At 69.5% G+C, this 23,101-nt stretch carries 11 protein-coding genes and 1 pseudogene; 9 read left to right on the top strand and 3 right to left on the bottom strand.

Going from position 1 to position 23,101, the window contains the following annotated elements; all coding sequences use genetic code 11:
- Window positions 1-360: 360 nt before the first annotated feature.
- Window positions 361-4,131 (top strand): CHAT domain-containing protein, encoded by a 3,771-nt coding sequence (locus tag ACFWEP_RS00610; RefSeq protein WP_387363272.1) that lies wholly within the window; start codon window positions 361-363, stop codon window positions 4,129-4,131.
- Window positions 4,132-4,323: 192 nt separating this feature from the next.
- Window positions 4,324-5,321 (top strand): annotated as a pseudogene (locus tag ACFWEP_RS00605) (IS5 family transposase).
- A 7-nt stretch (window positions 5,322-5,328) separates the two neighbouring features.
- Here ACFWEP_RS00605 and ACFWEP_RS00600 read toward each other — a convergent pair.
- Together ACFWEP_RS00600 and ACFWEP_RS00595 are read right to left on the bottom strand one after the other, a co-directional pair.
- Entirely contained in the window at window positions 5,329-5,766 is a 438-nt protein-coding gene (locus ACFWEP_RS00600; RefSeq protein ID WP_387363269.1) for a DUF4267 domain-containing protein, read from the bottom strand.
- Window positions 5,767-5,792: 26 nt separating this feature from the next.
- Window positions 5,793-6,239, bottom strand: a complete 447-nt coding sequence (locus ACFWEP_RS00595; protein ID WP_387363266.1) for an anthrone oxygenase family protein — start codon at window positions 6,237-6,239, stop codon at window positions 5,793-5,795.
- 92 nt (window positions 6,240-6,331) lie between these two features.
- Between ACFWEP_RS00595 and ACFWEP_RS00590 the strand changes: the two genes are divergently transcribed.
- Both ACFWEP_RS00590 and ACFWEP_RS00585 read left to right on the top strand, forming a co-directional pair.
- Window positions 6,332-6,910, top strand: a complete 579-nt coding sequence (locus ACFWEP_RS00590) for a TetR/AcrR family transcriptional regulator (RefSeq protein ID WP_387363263.1) — start codon at window positions 6,332-6,334, stop codon at window positions 6,908-6,910.
- Window positions 6,911-7,448: 538 nt separating this feature from the next.
- Window positions 7,449-9,332 (top strand): serine/threonine-protein kinase, encoded by a 1,884-nt coding sequence (locus tag ACFWEP_RS00585; RefSeq protein ID WP_387363260.1) that lies wholly within the window; start codon window positions 7,449-7,451, stop codon window positions 9,330-9,332.
- 116 nt (window positions 9,333-9,448) lie between these two features.
- Here the strand turns inward: ACFWEP_RS00585 and ACFWEP_RS00580 are convergent, their stop codons facing one another.
- Window positions 9,449-10,078 (bottom strand): helix-turn-helix transcriptional regulator, encoded by a 630-nt coding sequence (locus ACFWEP_RS00580; protein WP_387363257.1) that lies wholly within the window; start codon window positions 10,076-10,078, stop codon window positions 9,449-9,451.
- A 110-nt stretch (window positions 10,079-10,188) separates the two neighbouring features.
- On the opposite strand from ACFWEP_RS00580, the gene ACFWEP_RS00575 reads away from it, so the two are divergent.
- From ACFWEP_RS00575 to ACFWEP_RS00555, 5 genes are all read left to right on the top strand, one after another.
- Window positions 10,189-10,893 (top strand): ABC transporter ATP-binding protein, encoded by a 705-nt coding sequence (locus ACFWEP_RS00575; protein WP_387363254.1) that lies wholly within the window; start codon window positions 10,189-10,191, stop codon window positions 10,891-10,893.
- Complete coding sequence (locus ACFWEP_RS00570; RefSeq protein WP_387363251.1) at window positions 10,890-13,724, top strand: FtsX-like permease family protein; 2,835 nt, start codon at window positions 10,890-10,892, stop codon at window positions 13,722-13,724. Before ACFWEP_RS00575 ends, ACFWEP_RS00570 begins: the two co-directional genes overlap by 4 nt.
- Before the next feature lie 354 nt (window positions 13,725-14,078).
- Window positions 14,079-14,921, top strand: a complete 843-nt coding sequence (locus ACFWEP_RS00565) for a hypothetical protein (protein WP_387363248.1) — start codon at window positions 14,079-14,081, stop codon at window positions 14,919-14,921.
- Window positions 14,902-17,994, top strand: a complete 3,093-nt coding sequence (locus tag ACFWEP_RS00560) for a caspase family protein (RefSeq protein ID WP_387363245.1) — start codon at window positions 14,902-14,904, stop codon at window positions 17,992-17,994. The genes ACFWEP_RS00565 and ACFWEP_RS00560 overlap by 20 nt, the downstream gene beginning before the upstream one ends.
- 42 nt (window positions 17,995-18,036) lie before the next feature.
- Window positions 18,037-23,100 (top strand): hypothetical protein, encoded by a 5,064-nt coding sequence (locus ACFWEP_RS00555; RefSeq protein ID WP_387363242.1) that lies wholly within the window; start codon window positions 18,037-18,039, stop codon window positions 23,098-23,100.
- Window position 23,101 lies beyond the last annotated feature (1 nt).

Genomic DNA, 23,101 nt, shown 5'->3' with positions numbered 1-23,101 from the left:
TTCGTCGGCGCCGGAGCCCGCTTCGTCGGCGCCGGAGCCCGCACGGCCGTCCGGTCCCGAGCCTGTCTCCGTGCCCACACCGGCGTCCGCTCCCGATCGCAGCAGGTCCCGTGCCCGCTCGGCCGGTTCCCGGACGCCCGGCTGCGCCAGGTCACCGGGCGAGCCGAGCAGTACGCACAGCGCTGCTGCGGCCCACCGGCCGGCTTCAGGGAGGTCGGCAGATCCGGTCATGGGACAAGTGTGCATGATGGGTGCGGAGTTGGAGTCGCGTTGCCGACTGCCCGGACAGCGGTGGCGATACGAACGGATCGAACGACGAAGACGGGCGACTTCCCGCGGCGAGCGCCGGAGGAGCGACAGGTGAGATACGACCGGGACTGGTTCCTCCAGGCTGTCCGCACGCGCGTGGACCTGGCCGCGGACGGGCGGACGGATGCGGTGTTCGGCCCCGCCGCGGATGCCGAGTTGCGGGGTCTGCTGCGGACCTGCGACACGAGGACCGACATGGAGGCCCGACACGCGGCCGGTTGGCTCTGTGCCGCCCGGGCGTTCACCGACCCCGGGGACCTCGGCGTCGTACACGGGTGCATGGCCGGCACCCTCCTCTTCCCGGTGTGGGTAAGCGATCCGGACTTGGTGCCGGCCGGGTTGGCGGCCGGCTACGCCTCCGCCGATCCGGCCACGCACCCCGACCCGGAGAATGCCGACGGCCCCGACGAGTGGACCGCCTCGGCCGCCGCCTTCAAGATCGCGGCGGAGGGACGACAGCACCATTCCCCGCCGGGAGCCTCCGAAAGCGTCCGCAATCTGCACGAGTTGGCCGTCCTGCTGACGGCGGCTCTCCCCTCGCCCGAGATCCGGGCTGCCACCGCCGTCGGACTCGGCAGTCTCGCCGTCCTCGCGACACCGGAGTACGACCCCGCGTTCCAGGGACGGCTCCGAGCGGCGACCGACACGGTCACCGTCGCGGGGGCGACCTGGCCCTTCGGAGATCTGGCGGACGGAGATCCGGTCCGGTTCGTCCACAGTGCCCTCAGAAGAATCCCCGCCGATTCCCCCGAACGGCTCCTCGCCCTCGACGGCTTGGGCCGCCGGCTCCTGGACCGCTACACGGACTCGTACGATCCTGAGGACCTGCACGAGTCGGTGGGCATCGCGCGGGACGTACTGGCCCAACTTCCCCTCGGCAGCCCGCGCCTGTCCAGCTGTCTCGGCGCTCTGGCAAAGGGACTGATCCTGATGCTCCGAGTGGAGGGCGCGACGCCCGAGGAGTGCGACCAGGCGGTGGCCTTGTGCCGCCGGGTGGTCGGCGCCCGTCCGGAGCGGCCCGCCGAAGCGGACCACGATTTGGGCACGGCGCTCGTTCTCCGGGCGCAGCACGTCGGTCGTGCGGAGGATCTGGACGAGGCGATCGCCTTGTTCTCCGGGGCACTGCGGGCAGCGGAGAGTCCCGAGTCGGCCGGAGTCCTGCGCGTCTCGTTGAGCAACGCCCTGCGCGCCCGGTCCGTCGCGACCGGCTCCCACGCGGATCTGGACGCGGCGCTCAGCCTCATCGAACGCCCCCTCTCCTCGGCGGAGGGACCGGAAGGTCCACGACTGCCGCTCCTCACACCCGCGATGGCCCTCTACAACCGCTATCTGCGTGACCCGAGGACGAACAGGGCCGATCTGGACGAGGCTCTGCGCCGGTTGCGGCTGGCCGTGGCCCTCATGCCGACCGGGCACCCGGACCGCCCCACGGCACTCGACGATCTCGGCCTCGTACTGATCGCCTGCCATCAGCAATCGGGAGATCCGGCGGAGTTGAACGAGGCCGTGACAGCGCACCGTGAGTCGGTGGCACTCACCCGCGAAGGACACGGGTCGCTGGGGCCGCGGCTGCTCAACCTCAGTGGCGCGCTGAGCCTGCGGCACCAACTGACCGAGGACGGCGCCGACCTTCGGGAGGTCCAGGAGTGCCGGCGACGGGCCGCCGAACTCCCCGGCACGAGCGTCGCGCACCGGGCAAGCACGTTGAGCTCGCTCGGGATCGGTCTCGTGTCGGGCTTCGAACGGCTCCCCGGGCCGGCCGACAGGCTCGACGAGGCGGTACGGCTCCTGAGACAAGGACTGGCTCTCACCCCGGAGGGCGACCCGATGCTGCCCCGGCGCCGCCTCAACCTCGCCGTGGCCCTGCTGCACCGCATCTCGCACGGCGTGCGGCAGGACGAAGCGGCCGAGGCGCGTGAGGCCCGCGCGTTGGCGGACGCGGTGGTCGCAGCACTTTCCCCGGACTCCCCCCACCTGGCAGGCGCCCTCACGGTGGCCGCGAACGCCCGGCTTCTGAACCCCCTCACCCTTGTGTCGTCGAAGGCCAGGGCGGAGGTGGTCGCGCTCTTACGCCGGGCCCTCGGCGCAACCGCCCCCGGCCACCCCACGCGTACCCGGCGCCTGACGAATCTGGGCAACGCCCTGCGGCTCACGGGCCCCCGGCGTCGCCCCGAACACGGTGCACTGGCCGAAGCCGCCGAGCACTTCCGGCAGGCGGCTCTTGAACAGCAGTGCCCACCTGCCCCACGCCTGGGCGCCGCGCAGGCCTGGGGCGAAGTGCGAGCGGAGCTGGGTGACTGGGCCGGCGCTCTGGAGGGTTACGTCGTGGCGGTCGACCTGCTGCACTCGGTCGCACCCCGCCATCTCGTCCGCGACGATCAGGAGTTCCTGCTGAGTCGGACCGTCGGACTGGGCTCCGCCGCCGCCGCCTGCGCGGTGCGCTGTGGTCGGCCCGGACTCGCGGTCGGGTTGCTCGAGCAGGCGAGGGGCGTGATGCTCTCCCACACCTTCGACGCGGACAGCGATCTGACCCGGCTCCGGGAGACCGCCCCGGACCTCGCCGACCGCTTCGAGGAACTTCGGGCGGCCCTCGACAGGGCGACGGGCAGCGACGGGTTCCTGCCGGAGGAAGCGTCCGGTCCCGTCGACACCCGGGCCGACGAGCGGCAGCTTCTGGCCACCGCATGGCAGGATCTCACCGCCACGATCCGCGCCGAGCACCCCGAGCTGGGGCTACTGCGGCCGGTGCGGGACCGGGACGAGGGCGAGCTGCGCACCACGGCCGCCGCGGGCCCGGTGGTCCTGGTCAACGTCTCCCCGTACGGCAGTGACGCCCTGGTCGTCACCGAGCACACCATCGAGGCCGTACCGCTCCCCGACCTCGACCCGCGTACGACGGCCGAACGGCGGCGCACCTTCGAGAACGCGCTGGTCCGGATCGACCGACCCGGAACCTCGCGCAAGCAGTCGCAGCGCGCGCAGCAGGACGTTCGCGACACCCTCGCCTGGCTGTGGCGGGCGGTCACCGGCCCGGTCCTCGACCGGCTCCCCGGTGCCACCCGGGTGTGGTGGTCGCCCGGGGGTCTCCTCGGCACTCTGCCGCTGCACGCGGCGGCACCCTCGGACGCCGCTCCCGGGGCGCTGGACCGGGTGGTCTCCTCGTACACGCCGACCCTGCGGGCCCTGCACCACGCCCGTCTGCGCACCACCCGCCCGGCGGGCACCGGGACCCTCGTCGTCAGCGTCGCGCGGGCCCCCGGGCAGGCCCCACTCCCGGGCGCACTCCGCGAGGCCCAACACCTGGCCCGCCTGATCCCCCGGGCCACCCTGCTTCGCGACGACTCCGCCACCCACTCCGCGGTCGTCTCGGCGCTGCACGACCACGCCTACGCGCACTTCGCCTGCCACGCCTCGGGCGACCTGGAACACGCCTCCGACAGCCGGCTCGTCCTGCACGACCACGACGAACGCCCTCTGACCGTGCGGGACCTGGCTCGACTGCGACTTCCGGCGGTCCGGCTCGCCTACCTGTCGGCGTGCGACACCCTGCGATCCAGCCCCGAACTCGCCGACGAGGCCGTCCACATCGTCAGCGCTTTCCAGATCGCCGGCTTCCCCCACGTCGTCGGCTCGTTGTGGCACGTCGACGACGCGATCGGGGCGGACGTCGCGCTCAGCGTGTACTCCACCCTGAACAGGGGCGACGGCATCCTCGACGTCGCCCGCACGGCCGAGGCCCTGCACCACGCCGTACGCGCCCTGCGCGACACCTATCCCCGGACGCCCAGCCTGTGGGCGTGCCAGGTGCACGCGGGACCCTGACGAGGGGCACCGCCACCGCCTCGGCCGGGGTGGGCGCCGCACTGCGGGAGAGGGCCTCCCCAGGCACGGCGTACCGACACGGACGGGGACTTCGGTTCGTCCTCGGCGGCGGGCTCTATGGCGCGTATCGAGTCGTGATCAATCTGCGTGATGTGCCTTCGTGGCACGTTCTGGTCCGGTAGACCGTCGCACGTGACGCGAGTGCAACTGGCCGACCCGGAGTGGGAGTTCATCGAGCCGTACCTACCGATCGGCGAGTACGGCCCGTTCCCCGAGCGGCTGCGGCAGCAGTTCGAGGGCGTGATCTGGCGGTTCAAGACGGGCGGCCAGTGGCGGGAGATGCCGGCAGAGTTCGGTGCATGGTCGACCGTCCACAACCGCTTCCGGCAGTGGCGTGGCGCTGGGATCTTCGGGGCCCTGCCGGAGGGCCTGATCGCGGAAGCCGCGAAGCGCGGTGAGGTGGACCTTTCCCTGGTCACCATCGACTCCACCACCGCCCGCGCCCACCACGACGCGGCCGGGATGCACCTCGACGATGACGTCATCACCGCCCTGGAGAAAGCCACCGCCGAGGAGGAGAAGGCCAGGTCAAAGGGGGGCCCCGAAGAACAAAGCGGGCAGGAGTCCGAAAGCGACCCCGCGCGGGAAGAACGACGACCCGGCGTCGGCGGAAACTCCGGCTGAAGGCCGCCCTGCTCGGACGCTCCAGGGGCGGCCAGACCAGCAAGGTCCACCTTGCCGCCGACCGCAAGTGCCGCCCGCTGGCGTTCATCCTGACCGCGGGGCAGGCAGCGGACAGCCCGCAGTTCATCCCCGTCCTGGAGAAGGTGCGGGTGCGCGGGCCCGTCGGCCGGCCCCGCACCCGTCCGGACGCGGTCGCCGGAGACAAGGCCTACTCGTCTCGCGGCAACCGTTCCCACCTGCGCAAACGTCGTATCAAGGTGGTCATCCCGGAGAAGAAGGACCAGGCCGCCAACCGAAAGAAGAAGGGCAGTGGAGGTGGCCGGCCCGTCAGTCACGACGTCGAGCTCTACAAGGAACGGAACACCGTCGAGCGGGCGATCAACAGGATGAAGGCATGGAGAGGCATTGCGACCCGCTACGACAAGACCCCGGGGAGCTATCTCGCCGGACTCCACCTCCGGGCCTCCGTGATCTGGATCGAGGACCTCACCCGACCCAGTCGGTGATCACGACTCAGTACGCGCCTTGGGCGGGCTGCGGGGCGCGCGTTGCCGGAGCAGTCGCGACCTTGCGGGTTTCGCGCAGTATCAGCAGGCCGTTGGCCACCATCAGTGTCGCGGTCAGGCCGTGGACGCCGAGCGCGGTTGCCACGGAGCCGTGGTGGGCCAGCACGTTGGCCATGTCCCCGTACGCGGCGAGGGCCTCCACCAGCATCGCCCAGCCCAGCGACCGGCGGTGACCTGCCACCAGCAGGATTCCCAGTACCAGGGCCATGACGATGTCGCGGGTCCCCTTGACGATCAGGAAGCCGCCGCCGTCGCCGGACGGCCAACCCGGCAGGCCGAAGCCCGGCGCCACCGTCTCCGGGCGCAGGATGAACTCCGACCCGAACCAGAGGATGAAGAGGATGAAGGCGGCGGCCAGGACGGTGTTGATCTTCTTCAGTGACATCGTTCTTCTCCTTGTGGATGTCGAGCTCAGGCGAGGACGGTGACCAGGAAGGCGAAGGCGGCGACGATGACGGCGACGCGGACGTAGTGGTAGCGGTCCCAGCGGTTCATCTGCTCTTTCCAGTCCGCGGGCCGGTTCTCGGGGGTCCACGTCTTGCTCCGGTTGTTGATCGGGACGAGGAGCAGGAGCGACATGATCACGCTCACGATCAGCAGCGCGGCGGCGATGGCGACGAGTCCGGCGCCTGGGCGGTCCCATCCGGCGATGGCCCAGACTGCGCTGAGGACGAGCGAGCCGATGTACCAGAACGGCATGAGGGCGCCGAGCATCCGGCCCCCGTGGGCGCGGGCAAGCTGGCCACTGTCCTCGGGAAGAGCGTTGAAGATCCGGTTCATGACGAAAGCGACGGAGAACTCCACCCCCACCATCAGGCCGACGATTACGGTGGTGAACGCCCCGAGTGCGTTGAGCACGATGACCCCCCCTAAGACCTAGCGTTGCTAGATAACAAGGCAAGGCTAGCGCTGCTGCCGCTCGATTGTATAGCGGTGCTAGGATTCGAGTCATGTCGGTACAAGAACGCAAGCAGCGCGAACGGGCGGAGCGCGAGCGCCTCATCGTGGCGACAGCCCGCGACCTCGCCGAGCAGCAGGGTTGGGATGCGGTCACAACCCGCCGGCTCGCCGAACGCATCGAGTACAGCCAGCCCGTCCTCTACAGCCACTTCCGCGGCAAGCGCGAGATCATCGGCGCCGTCGCCCTGGAGGGCGCTGCCGAGCTGGCCGCGGCGGTGCGTGCCGCAACCTCCGCCGCGGACGGCTTGCGCGAGCAGGTCGCCGCGCTCGCCCGCGCCTACCTCGACTTCGCCGCACGCAACCCGGCGGTCTACGACGCCTTGTTCCAGCTCGACGGCGGCCTGGCGTACGCGCAGGAGGACACCCCGGAGCCGCTGAAGGACGCCTTCGCCGCACTGCTGGAGAGCCTGGGCGAGGTCGCCGGAAACGGTGTCCACCCCGCGCTGTTCACCGAGGTGTTCTGGGCCTCCCTGCACGGCCTTGCGACCCTGACCCGGGCGGGACGGCTGCTGCCGGAGGACGCCATGCAGAGGGTGGAGCTGCTGGTGGACCGGCTCGTCGTGGTCTGACACACCGTCCCGGCGGGCATGCAGCCGGGGCCGCTGCCTGCGGCAACCGCTGCCTGCCGCTGCCTGCCGCTGCCTGCAGCAACGCTTCCGGTCACTCGCGTCCACACGGCACGGCCGCAGATCACCGGACCCCGTGCCCCAGGCCGGCACCCGCTCCAGAAGCTGCGATGCTCATTGATCACGACTCGATACGCGCCCTAGTGGCAACGGGCCCATGCCTACTTCGCCGCCGCCGGATGCACCGCCCATCTGCAACCTCCCTGGACAGAACACCTCCTGCCAGGTCGCCTCCTCTCCGCGCCGGGCCGTGCCATCTCGCTCCCGTCCCGTCCTGTGCCGTCCCATGCCGCGTGACAGTGCGTCGGCTCATCGCCAGTAAGCGTGCCTGGCAATGGGCTTGACGGACTCGGCCGATGCCGGTTGCAGCGCGGACACCGGAGAGGCACTGGGTGGCCGCGGGTGCACCCTCGTCCAAAACGCGTGCGCCGTAGCGGAGTTCGGCAGAGAACTCGGACGAGGCATGCGAGGATTCCTGGCCATGCGACCACTGACTGACGAGGACCCGCCGCACCTGGGCCCCTACTGGCTGCTGGGCAGGTTAGGCGCGGGAGGGATGGGGAGGGTCTACCTGGCGAGGCACCGGGACGAAGTCGGTGCACGCTTGGTCGCGGTCAAGACGATCAGGGCGGAGATCGCCGAACACCCCACCTTCCGCGCCAGGTTCGCCCGCGAGGTGCGCGCGGCCCGGCGCGTCGGAAATGTATGGACGGCAACGGTCCTCGACGCGAACACCGACGGGACGCCACCGTGGATCGCCACCGCCTACATACCCGGGCCCACCCTGCAGTCCGTCGTGGACAGCGGCTTCGGGCCGCTGCCCTCGGCGTCCGCCCACGTACTCGCCCACCGGATGGCGCTGGCCCTCGACGCCATCCACCGTGCGGGAATCGTCCACCGCGATCTCAAGCCGTCCAACGTGCTGCTCACCGCAGCGGGTCCCAGAGTCATCGACTTCGGCATCGCCCGCGCCCTGGAGGGCACCGACGCGGACACGCTCTCCTCGACCGGGACCGGGCCCGGCTCCCCTCGGTACATGGCACCCGAACAGGTGCGCGGCCAGGACGTCACCATGGCCGGCGACGTGTTCTCCCTGGGCTCCGTCCTCGCCTTCGCGGCAACCGGACGGACACCGTTCGGCGACGGGGAGTCCGGGATCCACGCCCTGCTCTTCCGCATCGCGTACGAGGAGCCGGACCTGACCGGCATCCCGGAATCGGTGGCCGACCTGGTGAGGGACTGCCTGGCCAAGGATCCGGCGGAACGGCCGACCACGGCGGAGATCGCCGAGCGGACTCGGACCGCCCCCGAGGGTGCATGGCTGCCGCCGTCCCTGCTGGCCCGGGTGCACCGGTTCGCCGCGGAGCCGGTCCCCTCCGAGCCCGCACGTGAGAAGGGCGGAGCGCAGAACGGGCCGGGGGCCGGCCTGGCGGTACTCACCGTTCATACGTCCGAGCCGTCCGCGAACTGGGACATCGACCCGGGACCGGCCACACCGCGCCCCCTCTCCCCGCGCGCCGATGACACGGCACGGACGGACACCACCGAGGCACCTGCGCCGAAACACCGGCGCGGACGCATCGTGGTCGCCGCCCTGACCGTCGGAGCTCTGGCAGCGGCCGCGGGCGCGTACGGCCTGTGGAACGGCGAAGAGCCTCCCCAGGAGTACACCGTCGCGGCACCCCAGCCAGTCGTCGACTTCTCGGGGGCTTGGATGGCGACGCACGACGAGGGCGAACCCCTGTTCGTGGTGCGACTCGACATTCCCCGGAACATCACCTCCACGAGCAGGATCGCCGTGGTGTCGGCCACGGACGACGTGATCTGCCGGGGTAGCGCCTCCGCCACGTCCAGAAGCGAAATGCAGCTGGAGGTCTCCGACTTCGCGATGCGGGCGATCGGCTCGAGCCCGACGCGTTCCTGCGGGGTACCCAGCAGCATGCGCCTGGAAGGCGGCCCCGACGAATCGATGAGCTGGGCGGAGGGTAGGTACGGTTCCACCTATGTGGAGCACGTCGATCCGGGAGCCGTGCACGTACCCGAAGCGATGCGCGGAGTCTGGGAGGACGGAAACGGACTGCGGATCACCTTCGGCTCCGGCGGACTCGGGGAGGTCGCGGTAACCGCTCAACTGACCTCGGGCAGAAGCACGTGCCGTTACGAGGCCGCCCTTCTCGCCTACCGGGACGGGACGTTGGAGACCACTGGATCCCAACCGGTCGCCCATGCCTTGAAATGCCCCGCCCCGATGGGAACTTACGTCTACAGGCTGGGCGACGACCTCCCCGACGTACTGCTGCGGTCCTCGCCCGCCGAAGAAGGCGCCACCACGCTCCACCGCGTGAGCCGGGACGCCGCCCCGTAAGGAATCGGCGCCGGCCCGCCACCGGCGGGGACCGTACACACCCACAGACTACGGCCCATGCCGCCACACATCGTGCTCCGGTCCGCCCTCGTCACCGGCAGAGTCCCGGCATCGCCTCAAGCGGACTCGGTACGTTCCCCTCCCGTCGTGCCGCGACCCCGGGTCTCATCGGTGTCGCCCCGCACCTGTGCGGGTGAGCGCTCCGGCTCCTGCGCGCTCCGTGCCGTGGCGGGCGGGGCCAGATGCTGTGCGGCGCTGTCCAGCAGGCCGAGGTCGGCCTTGGTGTGCGCGATGGCGGCGTCGATCAGGACGGAAACCAGCGGCTCGTCGGCGTGGGCGCGGCGCTGCTGCGCCAGGCCCGCGAGCTCGGACAGGTATGTCTGCCGCTGCGACTCGATCAGCGTGGTCAGGGCCCGCGGGCCCAAGGCGGAGGCGCCGAGGAGCTTCAGGAACAGTTCGTCGCGGAAGCCGCCGACGCGTACCCAGGCGGTGGTCGCCCACGAGTGCAGCTCCGCCTCGCCCGCCTCGGTGAGTGTGTAGAGGTTCTTGTCGGGCCGGTCGGTCTGCGCGACCTGGGAGCGTGAGACATAGCCGTCACGGACCAGCCGTTCGAGGATCTGATAGAGGTGACCGATGTTCAGGCCACCCCACTGCGGGCCGATGGCCTCCTCGAAACGGGCCTTGAGTTCGTACCCGTGATTCGGTCGCCGGGTCAGCAGCGCGAGCACGGCGTGGTGGAGCGGCACATACGTCCCTTCTACATTGTGACAACATACCCCTGAATTGGCGCAATGCAGGGGCGGATACAGGGGCGGCGTCGCACATGCCGCGATGTACGAGGGCGAGGCTGCATCACATGGCTGTGAGCGTGGCGTTACGCGGGGTGAGTCGCCGGTATCCCGGGCTGACCGCCCTGGACGCGGTGGACCTGGAGGTCGCGGCCGGCGAGGTGGTGATGCTGACCGGACCGTCCGGCGCCGGCAAATCCACCGTTCTGCATGTGGCGGGCGGCATGGACCAGCCCGACGAGGGGCGCGTCGAGATCGACGGCGCGGAGCTGGTGTCCCGGGACCTGGACCGTCACCGGCGGCGTATCGGCTTCGTCTTCCAGCGATTCCACCTGCTGCCCGCGCTGACCGCGCTGGACAACGTACTCGCCCCCGTCCTGCCGCGCAGAGTGGACTTCGACCGGCGTGCGCGCGGCATGGAACTGCTCGAGGCGGTCGGCCTGAACCAGCGCGCCGACGCCCTGCCTTCGCAGTTGTCGGGCGGTCAGCAGCAACGCGTCGCCGTCGCACGCGCGTTGATCAACCGGCCGGGACTGCTCATGGCCGACGAGCCCACGGGCAACCTGGACAGCGTCACCGGGCGGGAGATCATCGACCTGCTGATGTCGCTGCGCGAGCGGTACGGGATGACGATGCTGATCGCCACGCACGACGCGGAGGTCGCCGCCAACGGCGACCGGGTGGTGCGGTTGCAGGACGGCAGGATCGTCTCCGACCAGCGGGTCACACCGTCCGCCGACGTGCTGCACCGGCTGGGGGGCCTGCGCCCGTGATCACGGTGATCCTCGATCAGCTCCGGCGGCGGCGCGGGCGCGCCCTGGCCCTGGCCGCCGGAATCCTGGTGGCCGCGACCAGCTTCACCCTGCTGACCTCGACGGTGAGCACGAGCCAGGCGACCACCGTGGGCACCGTACGGAAGAACGCGCGGTCCGCGTACGACGTCCTGGTCCGCCCGCCCGACTCGCAGACGGACGTGGAGCGGCAGAGCGGACGCGTCGCGCCGAACTTCCTGTCCGGCACGTTCGGCGGCATCACCATGGCCCAGTACCAACACATCCGCGGCATGGCCGGGGTCGAGGTGAGCGCGCCGGTCGCCAACATCGGCTACCTCATGGTGGCGAGCACCGTCACGGTGGACGTGTCCCGCTTCCTGGACGGCAAGGCGTCCCGGCAGATCCTGCGCATCAGCCCCACGCTCACCTCCGGACTGGGCAGTTACCGCACCTCGGACGAGTACGTCTACCTCACCCGCTCCCCCCTGACGTCGGGATCCGAGTCGGACGACCTCTTCGAGTCCGACACCCTGGAGACGGGCGCGGTCGACAAGAGCACCGAGCGCTACCAGATCAAGGGGAAGTACGACGTCTGCTTCTACCTCAACTGGGACAAGACCGAAAAGACCAGGTTCAACATGGACCTGCCGATGAAGCCGAACAACATCGCCGAGGACCTCTCGGACAGGTCGCCGTTCGACCCGGACCTGAGTTCACGGATGAACTGCCAGTCCGGCCAGGACAAGGCCACCGTCGACGTCCCGGTCAGTTACCCCGTGCTGCTGTCCGCCATCGACCCGGTGGCCGAGGACCGGCTGGTGAGCCTGGGCGACACCATCGTCTCGGGCCGGATGCTCACCGGGCGGGACAGACCGTGGAGGGTGTCGGGCGCCAAGAGCATCCACGGACAGCGCGACTCCTACATCCCGGCGCTGCTCAGCGACAACCCGCTGACCTCCGGCACACTCGACGCCACCGTGGAGCGGCTCGACGTCGGCGACCCGGCCGAGCTGCCCTCGAAACTGGGCAACCCGACGGCGAACAGCTTCGTCCGGAGCCTGCGCGGCACCACGGTGGGCAGGACCCGGGTCGACCTGAGCAAGGGCTACCGGAAGGCACTGGGCGAGGACTCGTTCAACACCGACGCCTACTGGACGGTCGGCCCGGTCGTCTACCGCCGGACCTCCGGCGGCGGCCTCGCCGCGCAGCCGCAGCCGCCGCAGGACCCCGGCCTGTGGATCACCAACTCGAACCAGCAGCCGTTCCCCAACGTCCCCGAGGAGAACCACCAGGGCACCCAGTACCGGAAAGTGACCAGCCACGCCTCCACGGACTGCATCGGACAGGGTACCTGCGACCAACAGGACTCCGGGCGTCTGCCCAATCCCTTCGTCCGCCTGGTCGGCCGCTACGACACCGGTAAGCTGCCCGGCTTCTCGCCCCTCTCCGAAGCCCCGTTGGAGACCTACCAGACACCGCAGGTCACCGGCGCGGACGGCGCGACCCGGGCGAAGCTCCACGGCAGGCCACTGCTGCCCGACCGCAACCTGGGCGGCTACGTCAGCCCGCCGCCCACCATGCTGACGACCATGGACTCCATCACCGCGCTCACCGGGAGCCGTCGGGTCCCGAGCCTCCAGGACAAGGCGCCGGTCAGCGCGATCAGAATCCGGGTGGCCGGAGTGACCGGCGTCGACACCGCGTCCCGGGCCCGGGTGAACGCGGTGGCAGGGAAGATCCGGGCCGCCTACCCCCAGCTCCAGGTGGACGTCACCGTCGGCAGCTCACCCGCACCGCAGACGGTGGCGCTGAGCGACTCGGCGCAGGTGACGGAGCGTTGGGTCGCCAAGGGCGTGGCACTGCGCATTCTCCGAGCCGTGGACACCAAGAGCGCGGTGCTCTTCGTGCTGGTCCTCGTCGTGTGCGCGCTCTTCCTCGGCCAGGCGGCGCTGGCCTCGGTGCGCTCGCGCCGCACCGAGATCGGCACGTTGCGCTGCCTCGGCTGGAGCGGCGGCGAGGTGCTCCGCCTGATCCTGGGCGAACTGGTGGTGATCGGGCTGGCCGCCGGAGCCGCGGGCGCGGTGCTCGCGTACGTGCTGGGCCAGGCGCTGGGACAGCCCGAAGCCGGCGCCAAGTCGCTCCTCGTCCTCCCGGTGGCGCTTCTCCTGGCCACGACGGCGGGCCTGATCCCCGCCTGGCTCGCCACCCGGCTGGGCCCGATGGAAGCCGTCCGGCCCCCGGTGACGGCGGTCCGCCGCGCGCGCCCGGTGCGTTCGGTGGCCGGACTGGCCGTGCTCAACCTGCTGCGGGTGCGCGGCCGCACGCTGCTGGGTGCGGCAGGGCTGGCGCTGGGAGTGGCCGCCTTCACGGTGCTGCTCGCCCTGACGCTGGCCTTCCGGGGCGAGGTCGCCGGATCGCTGCTCGGCAGTGCCGTGGTGGCGCAGGCACGCGGGGCCGACTATCTCAGCGTCGCCCTGTCGCTGCTGCTGGGCGCCGCCGGAGCCGTGGACGTCCTGGTCCTTTCGCAGCGCGAACGCGCGGCCGATCTCGCGGTGTTGCGGGCGACCGGCTGGACCAACCGGGAGCTGGCGAAGCTGACTCTCTACGAGGGAGTCGGACTGGCGCTGCTGGGAGGCCTGTCGGGTGCGGTGGCCGGTCTGGCCGGGGTGCTGACCCTCGGCCAGGGCGTGCTGCACGGACACCTGTTCACGGTCGCCGGCGCCGCGCTACTGGCCACACTCGCGGCGACCGCCCTGGTGGTGGCGGCTCTGGCGGTCCCGATCCGAGGGCTGTCCCGGATCGGCACCGCCCACCTGGTCGCGGCGGACTGAGCCGGCCGGAGCCATCAGCCGCTTCATACGCGGTACATCGGTCGATGCGACGCGGCAAGAACGATCACCGACCACTGCTCAGTGGGCTCATCCCGGGTTACGGCCTTTGACAGCCCCGCGCAGCCGATCCGAGAAGAGTCATCCGGCATCGGCGGCTGTGGCGCGAGCCGGTAGTCGCTCGAGCGGCCCTCAGACCTGAAGGGGGCAACCGGTGAAGCATCCGCCGAGAGTGGGTCGGCCGAAACCTGCGTACGCCCTACTGACTTGGCTGACATCGCGGCTGTAGCGCCGGTACCGTGGTGCCGTCGGGAGTTCCTGCGGTGTGCCCGGCGATCGTCGGCGAGAGGGGCCGGTATGGCGAAGGTCGTGATGTGCCACGGGATCGGCTACACCTACAAACACCGCGACGACATGCATTCCGCCTGGTACAAGGCACTCCGCACCGGCATGATCGACACCGGCTTCGAGCCGGTGGAGGAGACGGACGTGGCAGCCGTGTACTACGGGAACTGCTTCCGCTCCGCCGGGTCCAAGGGCGCGGTCGGCCTCGACGAGCTCGCCGCGATTCCGAATTACGGACCGGTCGATCTCAGCACCGACCTTGAGCTCGAACTGTTGCGCGCCTTCGCGGAGAACACGGATTCCGGGCAGGCAGGCACGAAGGGCGCTGTGCAGGGCTTGCTCAGGCGGTTGGAGCGCAGCAAGTTGCTGGGCGACGTCCCCGCAAAGGCCATCATTTGGATGATCAAACAGGTGCACCGGTATCTGACGGAGGATGCGCTCCGCGACGCCGTGCTCGCACGCTGGGACGGTGTCGTCACTCCCGACACGCGCATCGTCGTGGCGCATTCGCTCGGCAGCGTGGTCGCGTACGACGCACTGTCCGCCCACCCGGAGTGGGAGATCGACACCCTGATCACGCTGGGGTCGCCACTCGGGCTCCGCGCCGTCTCCTCGCGGCTACGGCCCCCGCTCGTGCCCGGTCAGGAGGCGAAGTGGCCAGGCGTTCGGCGCTGGATCAACATCGCCGCCGTGGAGGACCCGGTGGCCCTTGTCAAGGAACTGGCCCCGCTCTTCGGCAAGGAGGTCGACGACATGCCCGTGCGCAACGGCCGATTCGCGATGCACTCGGTCCTGCGCTACCTCACCACCGCCGAGGCAGCGAAGGGAATCGCTGATGGTCTCGGCTCGGCCTGAGGCCGGGGACGGGCTCCGCCGAGTTTGCGTCGTCGCCGGCACCCAGGAGTACGGGCAAGGCCTGGACCCGCTGCCGTACGTGCCGCAGGAAGTCGCGCTCGTCCGCAGCGTCTTCAAGGACATCGGCCTGGAGGTGCTCGACGACGTCTCGCTCGACCCCACTCCCGGCGACCTCCAGCGGGCGGTGGGGCGGGCCATGCGCAACGCGGACACGGAAACGCATCCGCAGGCCGTGGTTCTCTACTACTCCGCGCACGGATACACCTCCAACGCCGACTACCGGTTGGCCACTTTCAAGGGCACCTGGGGAACCAGCGAGGACTTCGCCACCAGCATCTCGGCGCACGAGCTTGCGAGCCTGGTCAACCAGCCCGGACCGGCCCAGGTAGTCGTCATGGTCGACGCCTGCGATTCCGGGTCGGCCGGGGACGCCTTCCTCCATTTGCAGGAGAGCATCGCCAAACTGGGGAGCATCGGCCCGGACGTCTACCTCATCACTTCCGCGGGCCGAAACGAGGAAGCCCACCAAATGGCCTTCGCGGACGCCTTCTCCGCGTCCCTGAAGAGTCCGGGCGTACCGAAAAGCCTGCAGTACATCGAAGCCGCCGACCTGTGTCGGGACATGAATCACCGCTTGGGGAGAGTCGGTCAGTCGGTCCTCTGGCACGCCCCAACCAGCGTGGCGAAGCGTCCACTGCGCGCGTTCCCCAATCCACGCTTCCGCAAGCACCGGCCGCAACACCTGCCTGAGGCCACGGAAGGCTCGGGCTGGGCATTCTGCGGCCGGAAGCGCGCCCTTCACGAACTGGTCCCGTACGTGACCGGAACAGACCCCGACCGACAGCCCATCGTGGTGACGGGCCCCGCCGGCTCGGGGAAGTCCACCTTGTTGGCCTGGCTGGCCGCGGCTTCGGACGGACAGCCCCTGCCGACTGCTGAAGGCTCCGACGTGCTCGGAGTGCCTCCGGGGTGCGTGGCGTTGGTCCAGGCGTACGGGCTTGCCTGGGACCTCGTCCTGTACGAGATCGGAGTCGAACTCGGAGTGCCCTACCAGGACGATCCCGACGCGTTCTTCCGTGCGCTGGAGGCCCTGCCCGCCCCCAGGGGCCTCCTCATCGACTCGGCGAACCGGGTGGGCCCCACGGACGCTGTCGACGTGGGCGACTCCGCAGCAGCCGTCCAGGAGTTCATCGAGAAGGTGCTCCTGCCCCTGAGCGGCATTGACACGATCCGTCTGGTGGTCGCCGCCGAGGCGCCCCTCAGCAGGCTCGGCATGCGGGAGATACCGCTCGCCGGACCAGAGTACTTCGAACCCGAGGACCTCGAACTGCTCGCGCGTACCGTCCTCGCGGGACGCCAGGGGTCACTGCACAAAGACATGTCTCAGCAGTCTCTCGAGCGCCTTGCCGCGGGGATTCGCGAACGGTCCCACACCTCCTTCCTCTGGGCGTATCTCTTCTCCGTCGATCTGGCAGGACGAGAGCCGACACAAGACGAGGCCGCAGTGCAGACCTCTGTAGTGGACGTCATCGAGCAGCAGTTGGCCCGGGTGGAGCCTGATGACCCGGCATGGGCGAAGGATCTTCTGACGCCGTTGTCGCTGGCTCTGGGCGCTGGGATGCCGAACTTCTCGTTGTGGATCGACGTCGTGCACCGGCTCACCGCCCGGCACGTCGACCACGACGCGCTCGACCGCCTCCTGCAAGTGGCCGAGGAGTTCATTGCCGACGCGCAAAGCAGCGCGAAGACCGCCGGATGGCGGCTACGGCGGGAGGAGTTCGCCGCCTATCTGGCTCGACAGTACGACACCGAGCAGGGCCATGCGGCATTCACCGCCGCCTTGCTCGACGCGCTGGGCACAGGCCCGGATCTCAAGCCCTCGTGGTCCGCAGCCGATTACTACACGCGGCACCACTTCGCCGAGCATGCCCAGCGTGCTGGAATTCTGGACGACTTCCTCACTGATCCGGACTTTCTACTCGCCGTCAACCCGATGCGCCTCCGGCGGGCCCTGACACTGTCCGGCACGCCACGGGCCTGTGCTGTTCGAGAGGTGATGGATCTTCTGCGCGGCAGCAACCGGGAGGACGAGGCCGACGTATCGCGGCTGGAGTTCCTCGCCCAGGCCCACCAACAGACCGAGCTCGCCCGAAACACCGCGAGCAGGCAGCGTCCCTGGAACAGCACCTGGGTGCACCGCGTACCGACCGACGCGGTAACAGGGGTGGCGGTCGTCCACAGCGGCAGGTTCCTCGTCGTGGGCACGCAGGACGGCGGCGCCCTGATCGGCGAGCGGGACCGGCCCGGACTGCGCGAGCTGGAGGCGGCGGGGGACTCGGCCTCTACGGTGCACGACCCCGTCTCCGTGCTGAGCGCCGGTCTGCTCAACGGCAAACCCTTTGCCGCTCTTGGCACCTGGAACGGCGGAATGATCCTCCATGACCTGGAGACGGGTCAGCGGTATCCCATGGATGACCCGCGTCCCTTCGCCGGGCGCATCGTCGCCTGTGAGGTGGGCGCCCACGGGCTACTGGTGGCTACGACACATGCGTGGCGGCGTTACGGGCTGGCGGGTGTCAGCGACCGGCCCGTCGACACGGACGGGCTGGTCCTGGCCTCGGTGGCCACCGTGGCCCTCGCGGAGCAGTGCTGGACCGTGGGCTGTTCCTCGGGCGAGGTAGCGCTGTGGGCTCCGGACGGTACACTCCTCCGCACCTTCACCACACCGCAGCGCAAGGCGCTCACCCACATTGCATCGCACGACGGCGACGTCTTCACGGCGAGCAACGACGGTACCGTGTACCGCAGTAGTCCGTCCGGGACTGAGCAGCGCTGCGTCACGCTTCACGACCAGCCCGTGACCTCCATGAAGGTGCGCCACACAGCCGGAGGCGCGATGTTGTTGACCACCAGTCTCGACGGCGTCGTGCGCCTGACTCCACTCGACCGGACCGGTGCGGCTCGCCCTGTGGCCTCGGCGAACGTGGGCATCCAGATCAAGGCTGCTGACCTTGAGGACACGGGTCGGCTCATCGTGTGCACCAACCGCGGTACAGCCCGCATCACGTTCTGACGACTGCTCGTCGAAGCCGCATAGGCTCAAGGGGGAAAGAGTTTGCCGGGCAACAACACGACAGAGCCGACGGCCGGCGGCGACGCGTACGGCACCATCCTCGTGCTGCACGCACTGGCAGCGCTCACCCAGCACCCCGGGAGCTCACCCGTCGAAACGCTCCAGCTCGTGCGGACCCTCGTCGGCCGTACGACCCTGCTCACCGCGGACGTGCCGCTTCCCTTGGACTTGCTCCGTTACGAAGGGCCCAGGGAGCAACTGAGCGGAGTGGGGGCGCTGCTGGCCGAGGACATGGAGCCCCGTTCCACAGGGCTGCAGGCCCAGTTGCTGATCCTGCGGGAGGCCGGACTCGTCGACAAGTTGTACGACTTCGTCGGACGGGCCGAGAAAATCCACTCCTCCGGCGGCTCGACGCGGCCGGTGCCACCGGCGCCGCACCCCGACGGCCCCGAGGCCGTGCACACGTTGCTGCGGCCGGCGGGGGGTTGGTCCACGGTCGCCACCCTGACCGCGGAGTTCTCCGCGCACTCCCCCGCGACGGCTGAACCCGTGCCGGATGACAAACAGGCCCCGGTTGTGAGCCCACCCTGGTCGCCGATCGGTGACGTATTCGAGGCCGAAGCGAAGCTGGCGCTGGTCCATGCCTGCCGACTCGCCAGAACTCGGGGACGAGCCCAGCCACCGCGTGTCGCCGTCTCTTTCACGTCACCCGGGGTCCACTCTCCCTCCGCGGTACAGGACGGCGTCAGCGCCGCCGCCGTCGCCCTCACCTACCTCGCACAGGAATCGGAGCTCCCTTCTCCCGCACGCAAGAATGTGTTCGTCATGGCCGGCATCACGCCCGAAGGCCAGTGGACGGCCCCGGACGACCTGCTGCTCCGGGAGACGGTCCGTGCCTCGGGGCTGGCGATCCTCAGCTGGGGTGCCGGAGGGTGGACCCTGGAAGGCCGCGGTGCGCTGCGGACGTCCGCGGACCGGTCCCTGAACGGGGCGGCCGAGCTTCTGTGGGGCTCCGAGTGGGACGACGCCCAGGACCGGTGGCATGCCGAGAACCTCCAGGCACAGCGCTGGAGCATCGTCTACGCGACACCCGGCTCTCGCGCGCCTCAGGGCACGTGGGCATGGCAGGAAGACTCTGATGAGCCACCACTCGTGGAGGCCCCCCAGGTAGCCTCACTACACGGGCAGCTCATTCTCCAGCCGAAGCTGGGAATGGTTCTCGGCGGGCCGATGAACAGCGGCAAGAGTGTGATCGCCCGCCAGGTGGTCGCCAGGCTCGAAGAACAACGGTGGCGGATCCTCGCCCTGGCGCCGGCCGACAAACAACTGCCCCTGTCCGGGGACCTGCCTGCGATCGCCCGCTCCGCGATGCATCTCACCGGTATCACCCCCGGAGTCAAGACCCTTCTGGTGATCGAGGACCTGCACCCCCTGGAACGGGGCGACGTCGGTTACGTGGTCTCCTCACTGGTGGGAGACGTGGGCGTCGGTGTGCTCGCCCTCACACGCTTCTCCGGAGGCTCCGGAGTGGAGTGGGACTCCAGCAACGTGTCACCGATGACGGCGGTGGTCGGCCAGCACGAGGTGGCAGCGCTCGCAGCACGGATGGTTGAGGAGCACCCCCACGTCTACGGCGGGGCGGTGGGCGCCCTTCCGCTGCTGCTGGAGGCGGCCAAGGGAGACCTGTGGGTACTCAGCCGCTCCCTGCGGAACGAGTCGGCCAAGCCGGCGAACGGACCACGTGGGACTCGGGCGGGCACAACCCGGGCAGAGCCGAGCGACGCCCCCTCCACGGTCGGCCCGGAGGAAGCGGACGAGCTACGACTGGTCGCCGCAGTCTCTCAGCTGGGCGACGGGGTACCCGAGGAATACTTGTCGGCGCCGGCCCTCGTCGTGCTCGAGCGCCTCGGCGCCCGCCGCACCATGGGCACGGTCAGGATTCCCAGCCGTCTCCACGCTCGAAAGGTACTCAGGGAGCTGACGCCGGGCCCGGTCAACGGCGAGGGCACCGCCGCGGGTGTCAACCTGCGGGAATTGTCGGGTCCTTTGGAGGCCTACCTGCTGCAGCTGTTCGGTGACGACCGACCCAGCCGGCTGATCAGCCTGCTGCGGGTCTGCCAGGCATACGACTCGACGCTCCTGGCGGACCTTCTGTCCAGGTCCGGCGTGCGTGACGCTGTCGCGGAGTGGGCGAGCACCGGTGAAGTGGCGGCGGTGTGTGTAGTCCTGACGATCTGTGACCGTTACCTGGAGCCGAACTGGGTACCGGCCAGGCTCCCTGGCGTCATGGCACGGGTGCCCAGCGCCGAGGGGCTGGCCGCCCGCACCATGTCATCCGTCCTGAGGCTCATCTCCCGGTATCAGCGCCATGTACAGGAAACCGACGAGTTCGATGCCTTGATGAACTGGCTGGCGACGCCGGGGGAAGGTCTCGAAGCCGCGCTGAACAGGCCGGCCTCGGTCGAGGACCGGTACCACCTGGCCCGTAAAGTGTTCCGGCTGTACCACGAGAACTCTCCGGCGCTGCTCATCAGGTCGACCGATGCCCTTGTGAGGGACATCCGTCCCCTGGTGGCAGAGGATCTCATCCACGTGCGGAAACTCGACGTCCTGCTCAGCCGCTGCCATCGAAGGTCCCCGAACCGGAATACGCAGCTGCATCGGCATCCGCTGGAGGGATGCCAGGAGGTCCAGGACGTTCTGGACTACCGGCCGCCGAGCAACGCCAGGTTCGGTGTGGTGCTCGGCTGGCTCTCCTTGCAGCTTCACTTCAACGGTAAGGAAATCGACTGGAATCAGCTCATCGGCTCGCATGAACTCCAGGTGCGGGCGGCACTCGGGCGGGCGACCGCTTCCGAGGTGAGCCGGGCCCTGGGTGACCTGGCTCGGAACCATCGGGGCTTCTGCACCAAACTGCTCAACATGGTCCGCGCCACTGACCAGTTCCGCGCTCTGCTGCGTGAGGCGGCGCCGTCAGAGGCCGCTCAACTCATCTCCGTACTCTCGAACATCCACAGCGTGACCGTCCGATACCTGCTGTATCGGGAAACCGACGGGGTCATCGAGGCCGATACCCTCCTGGCGCGGGCGCTCGCGAACCGGGTCCTGAAACTGCAGGACGGCAAGGGTGCTGGACGGCTCCTGTCCACCACTCACCGGATCGATGAGCTGTATTGCCACACTGCCAACACTTTCGCCGGCGCACTGGCGGCACATCTGGGTGAGCAGTTCGCGCTCGCGCTTTTGCGCCACGAACAGCGGCCATCCGTCCTGTACTACTTCCTCCGCGGTCTCTGGGAGGCGGAGGCCGACTACCGGCGCCAGGTCGAGCACCGTGCGTTCCAGCTGATCGTCGAGTCGATCGACTCCTCGTACCGGTTGCACCGGCCGTGGGCAGCCCCGCTGGGGCTCCTGCTCGTCGGAGACGACTACTTCGGCGAAGAGCTGCTCACCAAACTCTCCGAAGCGATCGATCCCGTTTCGCTGGCGAAGCGGATGACCGAGCCAGGGCTCAAGGCGGACACCTTCGCCTCGCTGCACCAACTGGCCCGGGCGATCCACCCGGACATTCCCCAGCAGTACCGAGCGAGGTTCGACATGGATCGGCTGCTCGCTTCCCTCGTCCCGGCCCGCCCGGATGCGGTGGCACAGCGCCTCCGGACGACCGCGACGACTCTGCGCATGAGCGGAGAGGAGAACGCACAGACCCTGTTGGTGTCGCGGTTCAAGGATTCTGTGCCGTCCTGGGACTGGGCCGGCGAGATACGCAAGACCCCGACCACGGCGGCTCTCGTTCAGGCGCTCGACCACCTGCGGAAGCTCGATCCCGCACTGGCGACCAGCGTCGTTCACGAGCTCGACCGGACGGCGGAGGACGAGCAGTCCAGCTATCTGCAGGATTCCGTGATGCGGTCCGTGTCGACACCAGACCAGTTGGCCAACCTCCTGCGCGCGGTCGATCTGATCCAGCCGGGGCAGGGGCGCCGGCTGCTCGACGTCCTGCGCAACGCCCATTACGCGTGGGTGACTTTCACAGAGGAGTTCCAGTACGAGCAGGACCCCAGCAACCAAGGCAGAATCGGCAGACAGCTGGCGGGACTCGGCGTGCTCCCAGGGCAAGGGAATCTCACCTGGATGAAGGCGCTGGTGTACGAGAAGTGGCTGAAGATCGTCTCTCATCTTGCCAGCCCCCGTGCGATCCGAGAGCTGCTGAAGCTGACCTACATCTGGGACGAACAGTGGGGTCACGAGATCGCGGCCAGCGTCGACCATGGCAAGCTCCTGAGCCGGATCGGCGTGGGGAGCGCGGCCGATGTGAGGGAAGTACCCGACCTCCTGCACATCCTTACGCTGGCGGGTCAGCGGGATCTGGCCCACACCCTTGTCGACAGGATCACCACCGAGGGCCCCGACGTGCTGGCTCGCAGGCTGGGCCTGAGGGGCGCCTCCCAACTGCTGCGGCGGCTGCATTCCCTGAATCGTGGGGAAGTCGAGCAGTTCGGTGCGGCGACGAGCCGCCTGCTGGAGTCGTTCATGCGGCGGCACCTCGTCGTCTCCCCCGACACCCACTGGAAAGCCATCGGTTGGGCTTCGCAGGCCCTTCACGAGGTGGGTCAGGAGCAACTGCTCCCGCAGGTCGCACCGAGCCTCCCTGTCAATGGCGCCTTTGGTGCAGAGGTGAGCTGGGCGGCCGCTTGGCTTCCAGAGTCCTCCTGGAGGGAGGCTGCCCTGGACGAGGCGCTTCCCGCGTTCCAACGGTCGCCTCGCACCTGGTGCGAGGCCGAGCTCTCGACCATGGCACTGATCACGTGTGCCCGCACGGGCCGTCTGGAGAATCCGTCGGGCAACGAGACGTACCTGAGTCTTAGCGCTGAGGCGTCTCTCGGAGTCCTGGCGCTGGCCTACCGCAGTGCATCGGACCACGAGGAGATGAGTCGGCTCCTGCTGGCGCTGAAGCCGGCCGTCGAGCGACGTCTGCAGTCGCGCGTTCACTCGGTGGACCCCTGGCTTCCGACACTGCGGTCCCTCCTGAACCGGATGCGAGACCCCGCGGAGCAAGGCCGTCCCAGCCTGTTCGGCCCGGGCGGTCTCCTCGATCGCCGCTGAC

The organism is Streptomyces sp. NPDC060198, from assembly GCF_042728415.1.
GTDB lineage: Bacteria > Actinomycetota > Actinomycetes > Streptomycetales > Streptomycetaceae > Streptomyces.
Note: the sequence above shows the minus strand (reverse complement) of the source record. Positions and strands in the feature narration are given on the sequence as shown.

Bases quoted from the DNA above. Each gene is read 5' to 3' on its own strand.
- ACFWEP_RS00600 (WP_387363269.1), bottom strand. From the start codon at position 5,766: ATGTCACTGAAGAAGATCAACACCGTCCTGGCCGCCGCCTTCATCCTC.
- ACFWEP_RS00585 (WP_387363260.1), top strand. From the start codon at position 7,449: ATGCGACCACTGACTGACGAGGACCCGCCGCACCTGGGCCCCTACTGG.
- ACFWEP_RS00575 (WP_387363254.1), top strand. From the start codon at position 10,189: ATGGCTGTGAGCGTGGCGTTACGCGGGGTGAGTCGCCGGTATCCCGGG.
- ACFWEP_RS00590 (WP_387363263.1), top strand. From the start codon at position 6,332: ATGTCGGTACAAGAACGCAAGCAGCGCGAACGGGCGGAGCGCGAGCGC.
- ACFWEP_RS00560 (WP_387363245.1), top strand. From the start codon at position 14,902: ATGGTCTCGGCTCGGCCTGAGGCCGGGGACGGGCTCCGCCGAGTTTGC.
- ACFWEP_RS00565 (WP_387363248.1), top strand. From the start codon at position 14,079: ATGGCGAAGGTCGTGATGTGCCACGGGATCGGCTACACCTACAAACAC.